This is a genomic window from Euzebyella saccharophila (assembly GCF_014855495.1).
GTDB lineage: Bacteria > Bacteroidota > Bacteroidia > Flavobacteriales > Flavobacteriaceae > Euzebyella > Euzebyella saccharophila.
Genome location: NZ_JACYFJ010000004.1, coordinates 63,490 through 80,122 on the forward strand (window position 1 = coordinate 63,490; position 16,633 = coordinate 80,122).

12 protein-coding genes are annotated in these 16,633 nt (G+C 39.5%); 11 read left to right on the top strand and 1 reads right to left on the bottom strand.

The features are described 5' to 3' along the window. Window positions 1-4 precede the first annotated feature (4 nt). A complete protein-coding gene (locus tag IL355_RS12860; protein ID WP_192462531.1) occupies window positions 5-3,418 on the bottom strand; it encodes a SusC/RagA family TonB-linked outer membrane protein in 3,414 nt (1,137 codons plus the stop codon). Window positions 3,419-3,916: 498 nt separating this feature from the next. Between IL355_RS12860 and IL355_RS12865 the strand changes: the two genes are divergently transcribed. The 11 genes from IL355_RS12865 (at window position 3,917) to IL355_RS12915 (ending at window position 16,633) form a co-directional block, all read left to right on the top strand. Further along, complete coding sequence (locus tag IL355_RS12865; RefSeq protein WP_192462532.1) at window positions 3,917-5,425, top strand: sodium:solute symporter family protein; 1,509 nt, start codon at window positions 3,917-3,919, stop codon at window positions 5,423-5,425. 228 nt (window positions 5,426-5,653) lie between these two features. Next, window positions 5,654-5,890, top strand: coding sequence for a hypothetical protein (locus tag IL355_RS12870; RefSeq protein ID WP_192462533.1), 237 nt, complete (start codon window positions 5,654-5,656; stop codon window positions 5,888-5,890). Between the two features lies 1 nt (window position 5,891). Next, on the top strand, window positions 5,892-8,486 hold the full coding sequence (locus IL355_RS12875) for a glycosyl hydrolase 2 galactose-binding domain-containing protein (RefSeq protein WP_192462534.1): 2,595 nt from the start codon (window positions 5,892-5,894) through the stop codon (window positions 8,484-8,486). Between the two features lie 12 nt (window positions 8,487-8,498). Next, entirely contained in the window at window positions 8,499-9,782 is a 1,284-nt protein-coding gene (locus IL355_RS12880) for a DegT/DnrJ/EryC1/StrS family aminotransferase (RefSeq protein ID WP_192462535.1), read from the top strand. Beyond that, complete coding sequence (locus tag IL355_RS12885; protein WP_192462536.1) at window positions 9,783-10,595, top strand: glycerophosphodiester phosphodiesterase; 813 nt, start codon at window positions 9,783-9,785, stop codon at window positions 10,593-10,595. An 11-nt stretch (window positions 10,596-10,606) separates the two neighbouring features. Then, window positions 10,607-11,617 carry a Gfo/Idh/MocA family protein gene (locus IL355_RS12890; protein WP_192462537.1) on the top strand — a complete coding sequence of 337 codons (1,011 nt, stop codon included), beginning with the start codon at window positions 10,607-10,609 and terminating at the stop codon, window positions 11,615-11,617. 166 nt (window positions 11,618-11,783) lie between these two features. Then, window positions 11,784-12,185 carry a response regulator gene (locus IL355_RS12895; RefSeq protein WP_192462538.1) on the top strand — a complete coding sequence of 134 codons (402 nt, stop codon included), beginning with the start codon at window positions 11,784-11,786 and terminating at the stop codon, window positions 12,183-12,185. A 105-nt stretch (window positions 12,186-12,290) separates the two neighbouring features. Then, on the top strand, window positions 12,291-12,833 hold the full coding sequence (locus tag IL355_RS12900; protein WP_192462539.1) for a heme NO-binding domain-containing protein: 543 nt from the start codon (window positions 12,291-12,293) through the stop codon (window positions 12,831-12,833). Next, the gene (locus IL355_RS12905) at window positions 12,793-14,448 is read left to right on the top strand and encodes a PAS domain-containing sensor histidine kinase (protein ID WP_225621235.1); all 1,656 of its coding nucleotides are present in this window, start codon (window positions 12,793-12,795) and stop codon (window positions 14,446-14,448) included. The genes IL355_RS12900 and IL355_RS12905 overlap by 41 nt, the downstream gene beginning before the upstream one ends. Continuing rightward, complete coding sequence (locus IL355_RS12910) at window positions 14,445-15,578, top strand: FIST signal transduction protein (protein WP_192462540.1); 1,134 nt, start codon at window positions 14,445-14,447, stop codon at window positions 15,576-15,578. The genes IL355_RS12905 and IL355_RS12910 overlap by 4 nt, the downstream gene beginning before the upstream one ends. After that, on the top strand, window positions 15,578-16,633 hold the full coding sequence (locus tag IL355_RS12915) for a sensor histidine kinase (protein WP_192462541.1): 1,056 nt from the start codon (window positions 15,578-15,580) through the stop codon (window positions 16,631-16,633). Before IL355_RS12910 ends, IL355_RS12915 begins: the two co-directional genes overlap by 1 nt.

Genomic DNA, 16,633 nt, shown 5'->3' on the forward strand with positions numbered 1-16,633 from the left:
CTGATTAAAATCCTACACTTAATTTAAATCCAACAGGAATTGCCCACGGATTTACATTAAACCTTTCAATACCTTGCTTGAATTGGATGCCACTTCTTCCCTGCTCGCTAGATTCCGGTTGAAATGCCATTTCTGGATCGATACCAATATCGGCTTTCGTCCAGAGAATCACGTTTCTACTGTACAGGGAAATAGCCAAGTTTTGCAATCCGATTTGTTTAATGGACTTAGAAGGTACGTTGTAGGTCAATGAGATTTCCCGAAGCTTTACATAATCGGCATCAAATGTGGCATTTCTTGTAAAATCCCATCCATAGTGATCTTGGTAACGGGTGTATACCGTTCCGGGCCCGCCTAAATTTTCAGCGGTCGCTACGAAGTTTCCATTTTCGTCATACTCTCCTAGTACACCAGGCATAAACACGCCGTCACTAAGAGTTACGCCTCCTTCTTCTACGGGAAAGCCCCCATCAGCAGCAGTAGGTCCTCCTACCAGTACATAGAATTCACCATCAGGAGAAAGATATTGGTCCGCATTTTCTTTTAAATATGAGGGCAAATCACCTACATCACTAAAGTTGTGCAACTTATCTAACCACCTTTGCGTGTGCATATCAGACTCACCGTAACGGTGGGTTTGGGAAACAAACTGACCACCTTTTCTCCAGTCAAAGTTCATAGAGAGTGTCCAATTTTTATAGGATGCCGAAGTGGTCATACCCAAGTTGAAATCTGGATTGAAATTTCCTATGATGGGTGCTACCCTATTTCCATCTTCATCTTCTCTAGTACGGTCACTACTTTCAAATCCTTCCTCATCGATTATAGGCCATCCAAAATAAGGTGAATTAGGGTCTTCTACCCGAACCATAGCGGCATCAAAAATATTACCGATTTCTTCACCGATCCAGGTGATGGCACCACCACGAGCATCGGTCCAAAGAGTAACGGAAGTCATACCATCCGCCAACTCCATTACCTTGGTACGGTTACGGCTAAAAATAAAGCCCATATCCCAGTTCCAATCGTTTTTGGATACTATAGTCGCGTTCAAACCTGCTTCGATACCTTCACTGGTAATCAGACCGGCATTAATGAACTTAGAGTTATACCCTGACGAAATGGGCGTATTAACCGGAAAAATCTGGTCTTTATTATCGCTTTCATAATACGTAAAATCAAATCGCAACCTGTTACTGAAAAAAGCTAGGTCTACACCTGCTTCCCAAGAATTTTGTTTTTCAGGTTCTAGTTCAGGATTTAGAAGGTTACTGGATACTGATAACAAAGAACCTCCATCCCAAGAGTTTCCACTATTCAAAATAGGTACTAATTTGTAAGGATCTGTATCGTTTCCGACTTCAGCATAACCCGCTCTTAATTTCACCATTGAAACCTTATTCCCCATATTAAGGGCGTTGTTCAACAGCAAACTTGCAGATACCGACGGGTAGTCATAAGCATTTTTGCCTACTGGCAACGTACTGGACCAATCTTTACGGAAGGTAACATCTACAAAGAAAGTATCCATAAAACCAATATTTGCCAGGCCGTATAAACTGTTTACCTGTCTTTCTGTATTATAGGAATTGTAGTTCAAGTTTTCAGGAGCGATATTACTTAAAGTAAACAAGTTAGGCGTCAGTAGCCCTTGCCCCCTATCCTTGGTAGAATTGGTTACCTGAGACGTTCTATTTACCCTTCTGTTACCTCCGAAGGAGGCCGAAAAATCCCAATTATTGAATTTTTTAGCGTAGGTCAAAAGAAAATCGATATTGGTCTCATTTCTAAAAATATCGGTGATACCGTAGGCCCCGTTCATTTCGTTGGTATATCCATTCGAGATCTTAGTTTCACGAACTTCATTAACCTCATCAAAGTTGTAACGGACCATGCCTGACAATTCACTGGTTATCTGCCAGTCTGCCTTTACATTCCCATAAAATCGGTTTCTTTCAAAACTGTTATTGACCTCGTTGGCCAAATAATATGGATTGTTCCATTCTGTCTCCGTTGGGTCATCTCCAAAGGCGTAGGGGGAATTTTGACGAAGTCCTTCATAATCCGTAAGCCAATAATCTTCAAGGTCCCTAACATCAATGTGGGGTGCCAGCTCATACATCGCCTGAATAGGATTGGCTCCCCTATTACCTGCCGGCCTATTATCACTGGCCGTTTTCGTATAATTAAGACTTGAGCTTACGGTAATGTTATCTACCAATTTGAGGGAAGAGTTCAAATTGATGCTGTTCTTGCTCAAATCGGAATTAGGTATAAAACCTTTGTTCTCCAGATTGGTATAAGAAAGCCTATAATTAAGCCTTTCGGTATTATCTTGAATGGAAATGTTGTTGGTTGATGTAATTGCCGTGTTAAAAAAGTTGGCGGCATTGTCATACGATTTCAATTCTCGAGGTACGGGAACCCCGCTTGCAATTTCTTCGGCAGTGTAGGGCCAATGAATGGCATTGATTCCCTGATCCAAAGCAGGACCGGCCCAAGCCGATGAAGTCTCACCTATGAGTATGGCCCCATATTCATTTGAGGGAAAATTATCTTCAGTATATGGTCTTGAGCCCGCAGCAAATCTTGTGTGCGTATCAAGGTATCTGTACGGGATGTCAAATACCGTACTGGAATTAATGGTAACGCCCATCCCCTTTTTGGCCTTTCCGGATTTGGTAGTAATCAATACCACCCCATTACCGGCACGAGAACCGTACAAAGCGGCTGCACTGGCCCCCTTTAAAACCGTCATGGTTTCAATGTCGTCGGCATTAATATCCGAAATAGCATTACCATAATCGACTCGGTTATCGCGACCAACGCCACCCACGTTGTTCAAGGAGTTATAAACCGGAACTCCATCAATTACAAAAAGCGGTTGGTTATCGCTTGAAAGGGAAGTTGCTCCCCTAATAACCATACTTACGGAAGAGCCCGGTGCTCCTGTACTATTGATCGCTACCCCGGAAACTTTTCCCGAAAGGGCGTTCAAAGCATTTTCTTGTGGTACATTGTCCAGTGCATCTCCATCGACCTCACTTACCGAATACCCCAAGGATTTTTTCTCTCGGGAAATACCCAGTGCAGTGACCACCACCTCGTCTAAGGCTTCAGAACTGGGCTCAAGTGAGACATTCAAGGTATTTTGACTTCCAACAGGCACTTCTTTGGAAGACATTCCTATGTACGAAAATAAAAGAATGGCATCATTGCCGGGCACATTAATACTGTAGTTACCGTCAAAATCGGTGCTTACCCCTGTAGTGGTTCCTTTAAGAACCACGGATACTCCGGGTAAGAGTTCTCCATCTGTACTGCTGACAGTTCCGGTAATTTCCCTTTGTGCCATTACCCCTGTTACGGAGAGAACGAAAAAAAGAAAAAGTAACGAACGAATCATTGGTTTTTTCATCTTGGTAGAATTAGTTAATTAGGAAATTGAATGAAATGATGTTTAATTCCTAACAAAACTATCCGATTCTGCCTTTCAAAACATATGGTATATTATTAATTACATATGTAATATTGACCAATATTTTCGCTGTTTTACCACAAGAAAAAATTATGGTTAATATATCATTAATTTTTAGTCAAAAATCATAAGCAAATGAACTAGTGAAAAGACTTATAAGGGCTATTTCCGCCAATTGTAAGACTCAAAATCAATTATAATAATCCAACATTTCTACCGAAATCGATGGTTTGAGTTCTTTTTGAATAAACTACGGAAAGAAAATTGTCCAATGCTCTAAAGACTACTTAATTCCTTATAAGATATTTTAACCTATCCCGACACATTTAAAAGAATAAATCATTGATTATGTTAAAATTTCACGTAAAGTGTATAAAATATAAGAAATGAATTGAAGTCTATTGAGCGTACTTTGTAAGCAATCAAACTATACCATCTATGCTTGCCGGAATCGACTATTTTATTGTCATCGCCTATATCGTAGGAATGCTGCTATTAGGACTTTACTTTAAGAAATTTGTAAATACCTCAGAAGACTATTTTCTGGGTGGCAAAAGCTTGCCCTTTTGGGCCATCGGTATGTCGATAGTCGTATCTGATATTGGGGCACTCGATTTTGTAGGCGTTTCCGGTCAGGCCTATAGATATGGTGTATCAGTAGGTAACTTTGACTGGGTTGGTTCCGTACCGGCCATGCTATTGGCCGCCTTTATTTTTATTCCCTATTTCTGGCGTGGTGGCATGTACACCATTCCCGAATATCTGGGACGCAGGTACAACAAATCGGTCAGAACGATTGCTTCCGCTACTTGGATACTTTTCTTTGCTCTCGATCTTGGTGTACTCTTTTGGGCAAGTGCCGTATTGCTCAACGTGCTCATGGGTTGGCCCATTTGGATTTCAATTCTTTCCACCGCCGGAGTGGTTGGCCTTTATACCTATTTCGGTGGAATTACAGCGGTTATCATGACCGATGTAGTTCAAATGATAATCATGTTCGTAGGTGGATTTGCCCTCGTTTTCTTAGGATTGCACGCCGTTGGTGGATGGGAAAACATGGTAGAGAAAATAAGTACCATGGGACCAGAATACCAAAGCCATTTTGATATCATTCAACCTTCGGACACCACTTCTCCATTTCCGTGGACAGGAATTCTTTTCGGTCTGACCTTTGTAATGGCAAATGCCTACATGATCGGTAATCAGTCTATTGTTCAACGATGTCTTACAGCTAAAAATGAGTGGCACGCCAAAGCCAGTATGATTTTTGGATCGGCCTTAAAAATGTTCATTCCTATTTTGGTGCTATTTCCGGGGTTGATGGCCGTGGTGGTACACCCAGATTTGGCAGATGGTGACCAGGCATTGCCCATGATGATAAAAAGTATTTTGCCCCCAGGATTGGTAGGTCTTATGTTCGCTGCTTTTTTTGCCGGACTTATGTCGAGTGTCGATTCGCTTTTGAACTCTACCGCCACCCTGTTTACCAAAGATATTTATGAGCCTTTTATTAAAAAAGGCGCAAGTGACAAGCATTATTTAAAAGTTGGGCAAATAACCACTTTGATTTTATTGATTTTTGGGGTGGCGACCTCACCAATCAGTAGTGATTTCCCGGGAATATATGTGGCTATACAGACCTTTATGTCCTATTTCCAAGGCCCCCTCTTCGCCATTCTCCTATTGGGCATTTTCTGGAAAAGAACTACTCAATGGGGCGGACTTTCAGCATTGATAATCGGAATTGCCTTTGCCGTTTTCTTAAATGTCTTTAAAGAACACTTTTTTCATATTGAAGACCCCTTCCTCTATATTTCATGGTGGTCTTTTTTAGTGGGATTTGTCATCAATATCGTAGTAAGCCTTTGTACCAAAAAACACTCGGAAAAAGAGTTACAAGGCTTGGTCTTTAACGCGAAAATAGTCACCGAAAACACCTCTATATAATTATGTTGAATTTTGATTGGGCTGCTGGAATATCGCAAGAAACCGCAAAAATGATATTTTTCGGTCTCTATCTAATAATTGGGGCCTTGGTATTGCTTTTGCCTACAGAATACATTTATCAAGGCATTCCAAAAGAAAAAAGATCTTGGTACCATAATCTAAAAATTTGGTCGTGGGCCGTTCTAGGAATTTTGGCAACCGTTTACTACTTATTTTAAAATTTCAACTATGACCGAAATAGAGCTATTGAACAAAATCAAAACGGCCAAGATAAATCGAGCCCTTGGAGTCTTTATATTAATTTTTGGCCTTATGGTGTTAGTTGCCATAGCCTTTACCGAAACTTTTGTGCAACAAATGACCGATTTGGTAGCTGGCATGGTATTGATCCTTATTGGCGGAGGTATGTTTTGGAAATCACAAATGAACTTGGTTCAGCTAAGTACTAAGAATAAATCGCTGTAATATGGCCTTTTATAATTGGGAACTTACAGATAATTGGAGGTTAGAATCCTCTTCAAACATAAAGTATGACGGTAAAGAATTATCGTCACAGGGTGAATGCTCAAATGATTGGATGCGTGTTGATGTTCCGTCTACTGTTTTAGCGGCATTGGTCAAAAATAAGGTCTACGAGAACCTCTATGTTGGTGAAAACCTAAAAACCGTTCCTAAAGAAATTTTTACTGTTCCCTGGTGGTATGTCAAAACTTTTGAACTCAGCAAAAAGCAGGCTAGCCTTTTTGATGAACTTGTTTTTGAAGGAATTAATTACAAAGCGAATATCTGGTTGAACGGAACGAAAATTGCCGATTCCAATTTAATTGATGGAGCATATCGCATTACGACTATAGAAACCAGCGAACACTTAAAAGAAGGCGAGAACCTATTAGCTGTAGAAGTGATTCCTCCTATACCCGGAGATTTTAGTACCGGATTCGTTGACTGGAATCCAAAGCCTCCTGACGGAAATATGGGAATTTTTAGGCCTGTAAAACTACTTTTGCACGGCGGCGTCCTTCTCAGTAAACCATTTGTTAAAACCTATTTAAATGATTTTGTAGGCTCTTCTGCCGAGGTTCATATTTCTGTGGAAGTTGAAAATAAATCGGACACTTCAATAACTGGAGACCTGTATGCAACATTTGGTGATATTAAAATCGAAAAAAAATTACATTTAGAGGCCCATAGCAGTACGATAATTCATCTGAAACCAACAGAATTTGACCAACTGAACATTAAAAACCCGAATCTTTGGTGGCCTGCAGACATGGGAGAACCTCATTTGTATGAACTTCACATGCAGTTTTCCTCTAATAAGAACATACACAGTGTTTGTCAAACCAACTTCGGAATAAGAAGTGTCACCGATTATTGGCTTGATGGCGAACACCGCGGATTTAAGATCAATGGTAAAAAACTATTGATCAAGGGTGCCGGTTGGACGGATGATTTGCTGCTCATGGATTCCCCTGAAAAACTGGAAGCGCAAATTAAATATGTGCGCCATATGAATCTCAATTGTGTTCGACTCGAAGGTTTTTGGGGAACAGATCAAAAATTATATGATCTCTGCGACACTTACGGCATTCTGATTATGGCGGGTTGGAGTTGTCATTGGGAGCATGAAATTCACATGGGAGTTCCTGTCGACGAACGATTCGGAGGTGTTTATAAGCCTGAACACATCGAGCATGTAGCCAAGGCTTGGCAAGACCAAATTACTTGGTTAAGAAATCACCCCAGTATTTTTGTTTGGACGGTAGCTAGTGACAAAGTACCTATTACCGCACTCGAAGAGCAATATATCAAGATCTTTGATCAGTACGATAATACGCGACCTTACCTGAATTCTACAGGAGGCGTTGGCAGTGACCAACATGTGATTGGCAGTGAAGATGTCATTAGCGAAATTAGCGGCTCTTCAGGCGTAAAAATGCTCGGCCCTTATGATTATACGGCGCCAGTCTACTGGTATACGGATACTAATTTTGGTGGTGCCTATGGTTTTAATACCGAAACGGGGCCGGGTGCTCAAATTCCGGAATTGAGCAGCATTAAGAAGTTTATTCCAGACGACAAGATGTGGCCCATTAACGAGGTGTGGAATTACCATTGCGGACTTTATGAATTCGCACATCTCGACAGATTTAAAGAGGCCCTGATTGCCAAGTACGGCGAAGCAAAAAATTTTGACGACTTCAACAGAAAAGCCCAAGCATTAAACTATGAGCTGATGCGCCCCATGTTTGAGGCGTTTAGGGTGAACAAAACTAAAAGTACAGGTGTGATCCAATGGATGCTGAACGCGGCATGGCCCAAAATGTATTGGCAATTATACGACTATTACCTGATGCCAACGGCAGCTTTCTACGCCGCTAGAAAAGCCTGTGCTCCCCAACAGTTAATCTATGAATACGGAAGTCGTTCTGTGTACTTGGTCAATGACCTATTTGATGTAAGTTCTGATTGTATCGCAAAAATTAAAGTTTTTAATATTCATTCAGAATTAATTTTCAGTGTCGAGCACCAAATCATTTCTGAAGCAAATAGCTCGACTCAGTTGTATGAATTAAGTGACATCAACAATTTATCGACTACCTATTTTTTAGATCTCAGATTGTTCGAGAAGGACAAGAATGTGATTAGTTCTAACTTTTATTGGCTATCCACACAAGAAGAGATTTTGGATTACGAAAAAAATTTAGGTGAATTCGCCTTTCATACCCCGAGCAAAAAATTCTCCGATTATACCCTACTACAACAATTGGAAGCACTTGAACTACAAGTCAATTACGAAATAAAATCCAATCAAATAAAGGTAGCGTTAACCAATACCAACAACGCTATAGCATTTCAGATTTCATTGTTTCTTTTGGATGAAAAAGGGAATGATATTCTTCCTATTTTTTGGGATGAAAACTACCTCTCCCTTCTGCCGAACGAAAAGAGAGCGATAAAAGTCCATTTTAATTATCATGGAACTGTCCAATTAAAAATTTCTGGATGGAATATTAAAGAATTTAGAACCGAAATTTATCCAAAAACGATACCAATTTAATCAAACTGAACTATGGAACAACTGGCACTTTTGGATGGGCCATCCGTAAAAAACATATCTAAAGACCCCTGGCCTCAATGGCCTGTTTGGGGTAAAGAAGAGGAAAAAGCCCTCATTGAAGTACTGAATAGCGGGGTCTGGTCTTATAATGGCCCTAAAGAGACGGAATTTAATCAACTTTTTGCTGCTTTCACTGGAACCAAATATTCGGTATGCACCGTAAACGGAACCGTCACTTTACAGATTGCCTTGGAAGCCCTTGAAATAGGTGTGGGAGACGAAGTTATCATTCCCGGTCTTACGTGGCAGGCTACGGCAGCGACGGTCATTGATGTAAATGCGACTCCAATCATTGTCGATGTTCTTGAAGACACTTGGTGTATTGACCCCGAAGCCATTAAAAAAGCCATAACCCCGAGAACCAAGGCAATTATTCCTGTTCACTTGTATGGCGCCTTTGCGGACATGGACTCGATAATGGCTATAGCGAATGAACATGGTTTGCACATCATTGAAGACTGCGCCCACAAACATGGAGGCGAATGGAAAGGGAAGAAAGCCGGAAGTATCGGTGATATAGGAAGCTTCAGTTTTCAACTTTCAAAACATTTGACCGCTGGCGAAGGTGGCGCCGTTACTACCGATGACCCTAATTTGGCAGAACGACTTGACGCCTTAAGAAACTGCGGGAGGAGGCCGGAAGGCAGTTTTAAAAGTGGGGATAAAGGAATTGGTGATTATGGTGACGATGGCAACTTCTTGCAATCGGGTAACTTGAGAATCACCGAGTTTCAAGCAGCTATTTTAGTGGAGGGTCTCAAAAGATTGCCGAAGCAAAATGACACAAGAGACCGAAACGGAGAATATCTCAACGAGCTTTTGAAAGAACTACCCGGCATTCTCCCTTTGAAAAGGGATTCTCGAGAAACTAAAAAAGCCTATTTCAATTTCGCATTTAGATACATAAAAGATGAATTTAAAGGTTTGCCAATTAATAAATTTAGAAAAGCGTTGGAAGCTGAACTAAATATTGTGGTAGACGCTTGTTATGAACCCTTGAATCAATGCCCTTTATACGTACCCCATACAAAGCCGGCCAGACATAAACTCACTGAAGATTATTGGGCTCAAATAGACCCGAAACGATTTCAATTGCCCGTTTGCGAGCGTATCTTTCATGTAGAATCTGTTTGTTTACACCACAAGGTCTTAATGGGAAGCAAAGAAGATATGAGTCTGATTGCAAGTGCCGTTAAAAAAATATATGACCAAGCGGAAACATTAATGGGGTTGTAAATGAAATACCTGCTTTCTATACTAGTAATACTAAGTCCCTTTATCTTGATAGCACAGGAAATGAAACTACCTAAAAAGGGAGTTTGTGCCCACAGAGGTGCTACTGAGAACCATCCTGAAAATACCCTGCCAGCCTTCGAAGAAGCTATTCGGTTAGGTGCCCAAATGATAGAATTTGATGTACAACTTTCAAAAGATGGTGCCTTGGTAGTTATTCATGACGATACGGTAAATCGCACCACCGATGGAAACGGACAAGTATCTCACAAAAATTTAAATGAACTGCGACAATTAGACGCCGGTTCATGGAAATCTATCCAGTTCAAAAATACCCGAATACCCACCTTAGAGGAGGTTTTAGGCCTTATTCATAATAATGTTTGGTTAAATGTGCATTTAAAAGGGGGTGAGGAATTGGGAAGAAAAGTGGCCCTTCAAATTTTGGAATCCAATAAAGAACAGCAGTCCGTCATTGCCTGTGGAAAGGAAGCCTTCGCCGGTGTTCAATCCGTAAATAAAAATTTAATGGTCTGCAACATGGATCGGACTACCACCCGTGACCAATACATTTTGGAAACCATCGATGGTAATTTCAAATTTATCCAATTAAAAAAATCAAGGGAACATGGAAACCTCGCAAAGGAGCTTGCTTTACTAAAAAAGAAAAATGTTCGGGTCAATTATTTCGGCACCGATTCCATACAAGAAATGAAAAAGTTAATCGATTCGGGCGTAGACTTTATTTTGACAGATAGGCTTTCATTATTATTAAGTGCATTTAAAAAGTTAGAAATTGAATCAGATTACCGTTAAATAACTTTCTAATGAAAAGTATAAAAGTAGCATTTATTGGAGCAGGCTATATTGCAGACTACCACGCTAGAGCTATTCAAAAAATAGCACACGTAGAAATGCTCGCCGTAGTGGCCAGAACTTTAAAAAGTGCCCAAAGATTTGCTTCAAAATATAAAATACCACAGGCCTATGATGATATTAAACCCCTACTAGAAAATAGAGCCATTGATGCGGTTATTCTAAGTACGCCTAATGCCCTACACACCCCTCATGCTTTGGCTTTTTTGGATTATGGAAAGGATGTTTTCATTGAAAAACCTTTGGCTATTTCCGAGAAGGAAGCTCTAAAAATAGAAACTGCCGCAAACAATATCCACAAAAAAGTAATGGTTGGCCATATGTGGCGTTTTGATCAAGAAGCTAAATATCTAAAAGAGGTTATCGAAAGAGGAGACTTAGGTAAAATCATTAAAACCAAAGGGTATGGTATACATGAAAATTGGGGTCCCTCAGGGTGGTTTACCGATAAAAAGTTAGCAGGTGGAGGGGCTTTAGCAGATATGGGCGTACATGCCATTGATACGGTACGTTTTCTTCTAAACGACCCCAAACCTGTAAAGGTTTATGCCAGGATCGCTACCAATTTTGGTGATTATGAAGTGGACGACACCGGGATTTTGGTTATCACTTGGAGTAATGGCACTGAAAGTATTATTGAAAGTGGTTGGTGGCAACCCCATATGGATGGCCCTGAGGCCAGCACAGCAATTTTTGGTACCGAGGGTTATGCAAGACTTTTTCCTACATCGTTAAAATTTAAAGACGGGGATTCTAGAGAAATTTTGTCACCCACATTTTCTAAAAAAAATGAACATTGCGATCAAACCATCTATGATAAACAAATGGCTTATTTTATTGACTGTATTCAAAAAAACAGAATCCCAGTACCAGGTTTAAAAGAAGGGATAGTTGTAAACAAAATTGTTGATGCCGCCTATAAATCTTCTAAACTAGGTGAAGCCATAAATATTTTATTTTAAGATCTCATCAGTATTTCCTTATAAAGAAATTTAAAATTGGACAGTCCTTCTGCAAACGATTTCGCACCATTTATTCCACATTGATTTACAGTAAGTTGTAGTTGCCACACAATATTCGGACTAACTTTTCATTATATTTAGTATAGGGCAATTATAAACTACCATCATGAACATTCTATTTATTGAAGACGATGCCATTGAGACCATGAAATTTAAACGTACTCTGGCAAAACTAAATGTTAAACATAAAATTACCGAAGCCAAAAATGGAGAAGAAGCTCTTGAAGTTTTGGGTTCTGGAGACCAATTACCAGATATCATTCTGCTGGATTTGAATATGCCCAGAATGAGCGGCATTGAGTTTTTAAAAATCTTAAAAGCAGATGAACATTATAAATATCTTCCAACAATAATGCTCACAACATCTCAAAATAGGGCAGATTTGCTGGAATGTTACCGTATTGGCATAGCTGGGTATATCTTAAAACCCTTAAAATATGAGGAATACGAAGAAAAACTCATTAAGGTGGTCCATTATTGGGAAGTTAGTGAATTAGTGAAAGCATAACGTTTTTCCTACATTTTACAACATTTTTATTTGATTAAGAAGTCTTTTTCCTACATTTATCGTTAATTAAAAGACCGAATCAAAATTCAACTTAAACCCAATTAAATGAAAGGAATAGTCTTTACCGAGTTTCTTGAGATGGTGGAAGAAAAATTTGGACTCGAAGTAGCCGACTCCATCATTGAGAATTCTGACTTACCCTCCAATGGAATTTATACGGCCATAGGTACGTATGAATTTAATGAAATGCTAAGTTTGATTACCAACCTCAGCTCTGAGGTCAAAATTGATATAGATACTCTAATTTATACTTTTGGCCATTATCTTTTTGCCAGTCTTGGTAAAGCGCACCCTGAGGTAATACAGAGTTATAATAATCCTTTAGGGCTTATTTATGCCATTGAAGACCATATTCACGTTCACGTGCAAAAAATCTATCCAGAAGCGGAACTACCCACATTTAAAATATTGGATAAAACAGACCATTCTCTTTCTATGGTGTACGCATCTTCAAGGGGACTTTATAGATTGGCACACGGTTTAATTGAACGCTGCTTTGAGCATTATAACAGTTCTGCCCAAGTAACATACAAATTATTAAAAGAGGATGGAACAGAAGTACAGTTCGACATCGTCCAAAATGGATAGTAAAGAGGTACAGATGCTTAAACGGGCTTTGGAGCGTCAAAAATTGGCGCGCCAACAGGCCGAAAAGATTCTTGAGGAGAAATCCAAAGAACTTTATGACATGACCCGTCATTTACAAGCTGCCAATAATAAGTTGGAGGGTTTGTTAAACAAAAAGCAGACAGACCTTAGTGATTCTTTTATGGACATCATTGATCCATATGTCATTCTGGACATGGATTACAATGTGGTTACCATGAACGATTCGGCTATCAAGTTTTTAGGGGTAGACCACCGTAAAGAATCCATTAACGTAGGGGCCATGGTACATTATGACTATGTTAATTACACTTTGGAAGCTTTTGGGTCCCTTAAAAAGATTGGTATCCTTAGAAACTATCAAGCCAAAATAGTACTGAAGGACAAGGTTCAAAAATTTATACAGATAAACGCCAGTCTCATTTATGATGCGGAACAAAACCCTATTGGGATTCACGGAATCATGCGAGATATTAGCCGAGAAATGGAAATTAAAGAGTTGTTGGATGAACAACGCAGGGAACTTAATATCATTGTAGATAATTCTCCCCTAGGAATAGCACTGACCGTGGACGGTAAGATAATAAAAGCCAACCCCACTTTCTCACAGCTGCTAGGATATACAGAAAATGAACTGATCAACACCACTCCTCAAGATATCACCACCTGCTATGATGAAGAAGAGTGCTATGAGTTTGTGGAGACTCACAATCAATCCGGTCAGGACAATATTTCGGTGACAAAAGAATACATAAGAAAGGATGGAAGTACCTTTTTTGCCAAAACAAACATAAACGCCGTTAGAGACCAAAAAGGCGAAATTAAATTTCAGGTAGTTGTCATAGAGGACATCACTTTAGAAAAAGAACTACAAAAACAAAAAGAACAACTTTTAGTTGACTTGGAGGCTAGTAACAAAAATCTTCAAGAATACGCACATATAGTTTCGCATGATTTAAAATCACCGCTCCGCAGTATAAGTGCCCTCGCCTCATGGATAAAAGAAGATTACCATGATAAGATTGATGAAGCCGGACAAGAACAACTTTCGCTGCTACAGGAAAAAGTTGCTTCCATGGACAAACTCATCCAAGGGATTTTGGAATATTCTACCGCCAATAGTTCCCAACTATTATCCAGCGAGGTGGACTTAAATGAAGTAATAGATACCATTAAGGAAACTATTTTCATTCCAGACCATGTAAATGTGACCGTTCCTGATCCGTTACCTACTATCATTGGTGACAAGACCAAGATGCAACAGCTTTTTCAGAATATAATAGGCAATGCCGTAGTGCATATTGAAAGGGAAGTAGGCCATGTGCAAGTTCTTTTTAAGGACACCAAAGAATTCTACCATTTTACCATTGAGGATAATGGTGTAGGTATTCCAAAGGAATACCATGAAAAGATCTTTAAAATTTTCCAATCTATAGGAAATAAAGAAAGATCAACAGGCATTGGTCTTTCCATTGTAAAGAAAATTGTAGACCGCTATGAAGGTGACGTATGGGTAGATAGTGAAGTGGGAGAAGGAACGCAGTTCCATTTTACCCTTAAAAAGTCTGTATTAACCGATGAAAATAAAGGGGCATGAAAATAGTTCAAGCAAAAAAAACAAAAGATACTAGCTGGGAGTTTAGCACAGAGAAATCCATCTTAAAAAACCCTTTGGTCCTCGTATTTGGCGACCGGTTTTTATTGGAAGAAGAAAACTGTTTTGAGGAAATTTCACAATTATTTCCAGATGGCCATATAGTAATAGGTTCCACAAGCGGGGAGATTCTAAAAGAGAATGTATTTGAAAAATCAATAGTTCTCACCGCTATAGAATTCGAAAAAAGTAGCTATTTGGTCAAAAGCAAGAATTTAGCAGATTTTGATGGGGATGATAAGTTATTGGGAAAGGCTTTAATGGAAGAATTTCCTCAAGAAAATCTTAAACACATTTTTGTAGTCTCTGAAGGAAGTTCCGTAAATGGAAGCAGCCTAATTGATGGACTTGAGAAAACAAAACAAGCCAACGTCGGGCTTAGCGGCGGCCTTTGCGGAGATGATGCGCGATTTGAAAAAACACTTTCTTCTTATAATACGGCTCCCAAGGAAGGGGAAATTATTGCAGTAGGCCTTTACGGCGAAAGTTTAGAAGTTACTAGTGCCAATTATGGAGGCTGGTCCGTTTTTGGCCCTAAAAGAACTATTACCAAATCTGAAGAAAACATTTTATTTGAGTTGGATGGTAAACCCGCTTTAGACCTTTACAAACAATATTTAGGGGACAAAGCAAAAGATTTGCCCTACTCTGCACTTTTTTATCCGTTAAACGTAGACCAACATGATGGTTCTCAACCACTGGTGAGAACCATATTGAACATAGACGAAGCATCAAATTCCATGATTTTGGCAGGAAATGTCCCCCAGGGATCTTCCGTACAATTAATGATGTCTACCGTAGATGATATTGCGGATGGGGCAAGGGAAGCTGCAAAATTGGCGGTTGAAATTAGAGAAAAGAAAACAGAATTGGCCTTGTTGGTAAGTTGTGTTGGCCGTAAATTGGTTATGGACCAAAGAACGGAAGATGAAGTGGAAGAAGTAATTGATGTCATTGGGGAACAAGCCGCAGTGACCGGTTTTTATTCCTACGGGGAAATGGCACCTTTTGCGGGCCAAGGCGCGTGCAAACTACATAACCAGACTATGACCTTAACCCTACTTAGCGAATAATGCATTCCTTATTAAAAAGACAAATAAGAAAATTTCTCCCAGATGATTTACGGGAAAACGAAGGTCTCCATAATTTTCTAGAAGCGGTCCAAAGGTCCTATCAAGATCAAGACGATAAGCTGGCCATGATTCAAAGGGCAACGGCCATTAGTTCCAAAGAGCTTTATGAGGCAAACAGGGAATTAGAAGCGGAAGCACAACGCCAGAAAAAAATTATAGACGCCCTTGAAAAAGCATTAAAAAGTTTAAATGAAAACTTGAATATCAAAAATGGGAGTCGATCAAGTATTCTAGATGTTGAAAAGTTAGCTACCAAAATTGGCGAGCAAGCAGAGCAACTTTCTAGAATGAGTACGGAGCAGAGCAAATTGATGAAGGAATTGGAATCTCAAAATGAATCCCTCAACAACTACGCCCATGTGGTTTCCCATGACCTAAAATCTCCCATAAGAAACATTAATACGTTGCTGACTTGGATCATGGAGGAAGAGAGAGAAAAATTCTCTGAGGATAGCAAAGCCAATAGCGAAATGATTTCCCAAAATTTAGTAAAGATGGATCGGCTGATAGATGGCGTTCTCAAACATGCCACCGTTTCTACCTTGGAAGAAGAAAAAGCCAATATCAATATTTCAAATTTATTACAGGAAATAGAAAATACCATCTATGTACCTGAAAACGTAACTTTAGATTTTTCGGGGGAATTACCAATCATCCACGGACAAAAATATACCCTTGAGCAACTTTTTACCAATTTAATCACCAACGCTATTACCGCTACGGAAGAGCAGGAAAAAGGAATCATTACGATAAATGCGAAGGAAAATAAATATTATTACACCTTTGAAATAACCGATAATGGTAAAGGAATACCAGAACATCATCAATCCAAGATATTTGATATGTTCAGTAAGCTGAGTAATGAAAACAATGCTACAGGAATTGGACTTTCCCTGGTTAAAAAAATAGTCAATCTATATGAAGGAGATATTAGCCTAACTTCAAAGGAAGGTGAAGGAACCACTTTTTACTTTACCCTAAAAAAACAGAAATAG

Bases quoted from the DNA above. Each gene is read 5' to 3' on its own strand.
- IL355_RS12910 (WP_192462540.1), top strand. From the start codon at position 14,445: ATGAAAATAGTTCAAGCAAAAAAAACAAAAGATACTAGCTGGGAGTTT.
- IL355_RS12895 (WP_192462538.1), top strand. From the start codon at position 11,784: ATGAACATTCTATTTATTGAAGACGATGCCATTGAGACCATGAAATTT.
- IL355_RS12870 (WP_192462533.1), top strand. From the start codon at position 5,654: ATGACCGAAATAGAGCTATTGAACAAAATCAAAACGGCCAAGATAAAT.
- IL355_RS12875 (WP_192462534.1), top strand. From the start codon at position 5,892: ATGGCCTTTTATAATTGGGAACTTACAGATAATTGGAGGTTAGAATCC.
- IL355_RS12880 (WP_192462535.1), top strand. From the start codon at position 8,499: ATGGAACAACTGGCACTTTTGGATGGGCCATCCGTAAAAAACATATCT.
- IL355_RS12915 (WP_192462541.1), top strand. From the start codon at position 15,578: ATGCATTCCTTATTAAAAAGACAAATAAGAAAATTTCTCCCAGATGAT.
- IL355_RS12890 (WP_192462537.1), top strand. From the start codon at position 10,607: ATGAAAAGTATAAAAGTAGCATTTATTGGAGCAGGCTATATTGCAGAC.
- IL355_RS12905 (WP_225621235.1), top strand. From the start codon at position 12,793: ATGGAACAGAAGTACAGTTCGACATCGTCCAAAATGGATAGTAAAGAG.
- IL355_RS12900 (WP_192462539.1), top strand. From the start codon at position 12,291: ATGAAAGGAATAGTCTTTACCGAGTTTCTTGAGATGGTGGAAGAAAAA.
- IL355_RS12885 (WP_192462536.1), top strand. From the start codon at position 9,783: ATGAAATACCTGCTTTCTATACTAGTAATACTAAGTCCCTTTATCTTG.
- IL355_RS12865 (WP_192462532.1), top strand. From the start codon at position 3,917: ATGCTTGCCGGAATCGACTATTTTATTGTCATCGCCTATATCGTAGGA.
- IL355_RS12860 (WP_192462531.1), bottom strand. From the start codon at position 3,418: ATGAAAAAACCAATGATTCGTTCGTTACTTTTTCTTTTTTTCGTTCTC.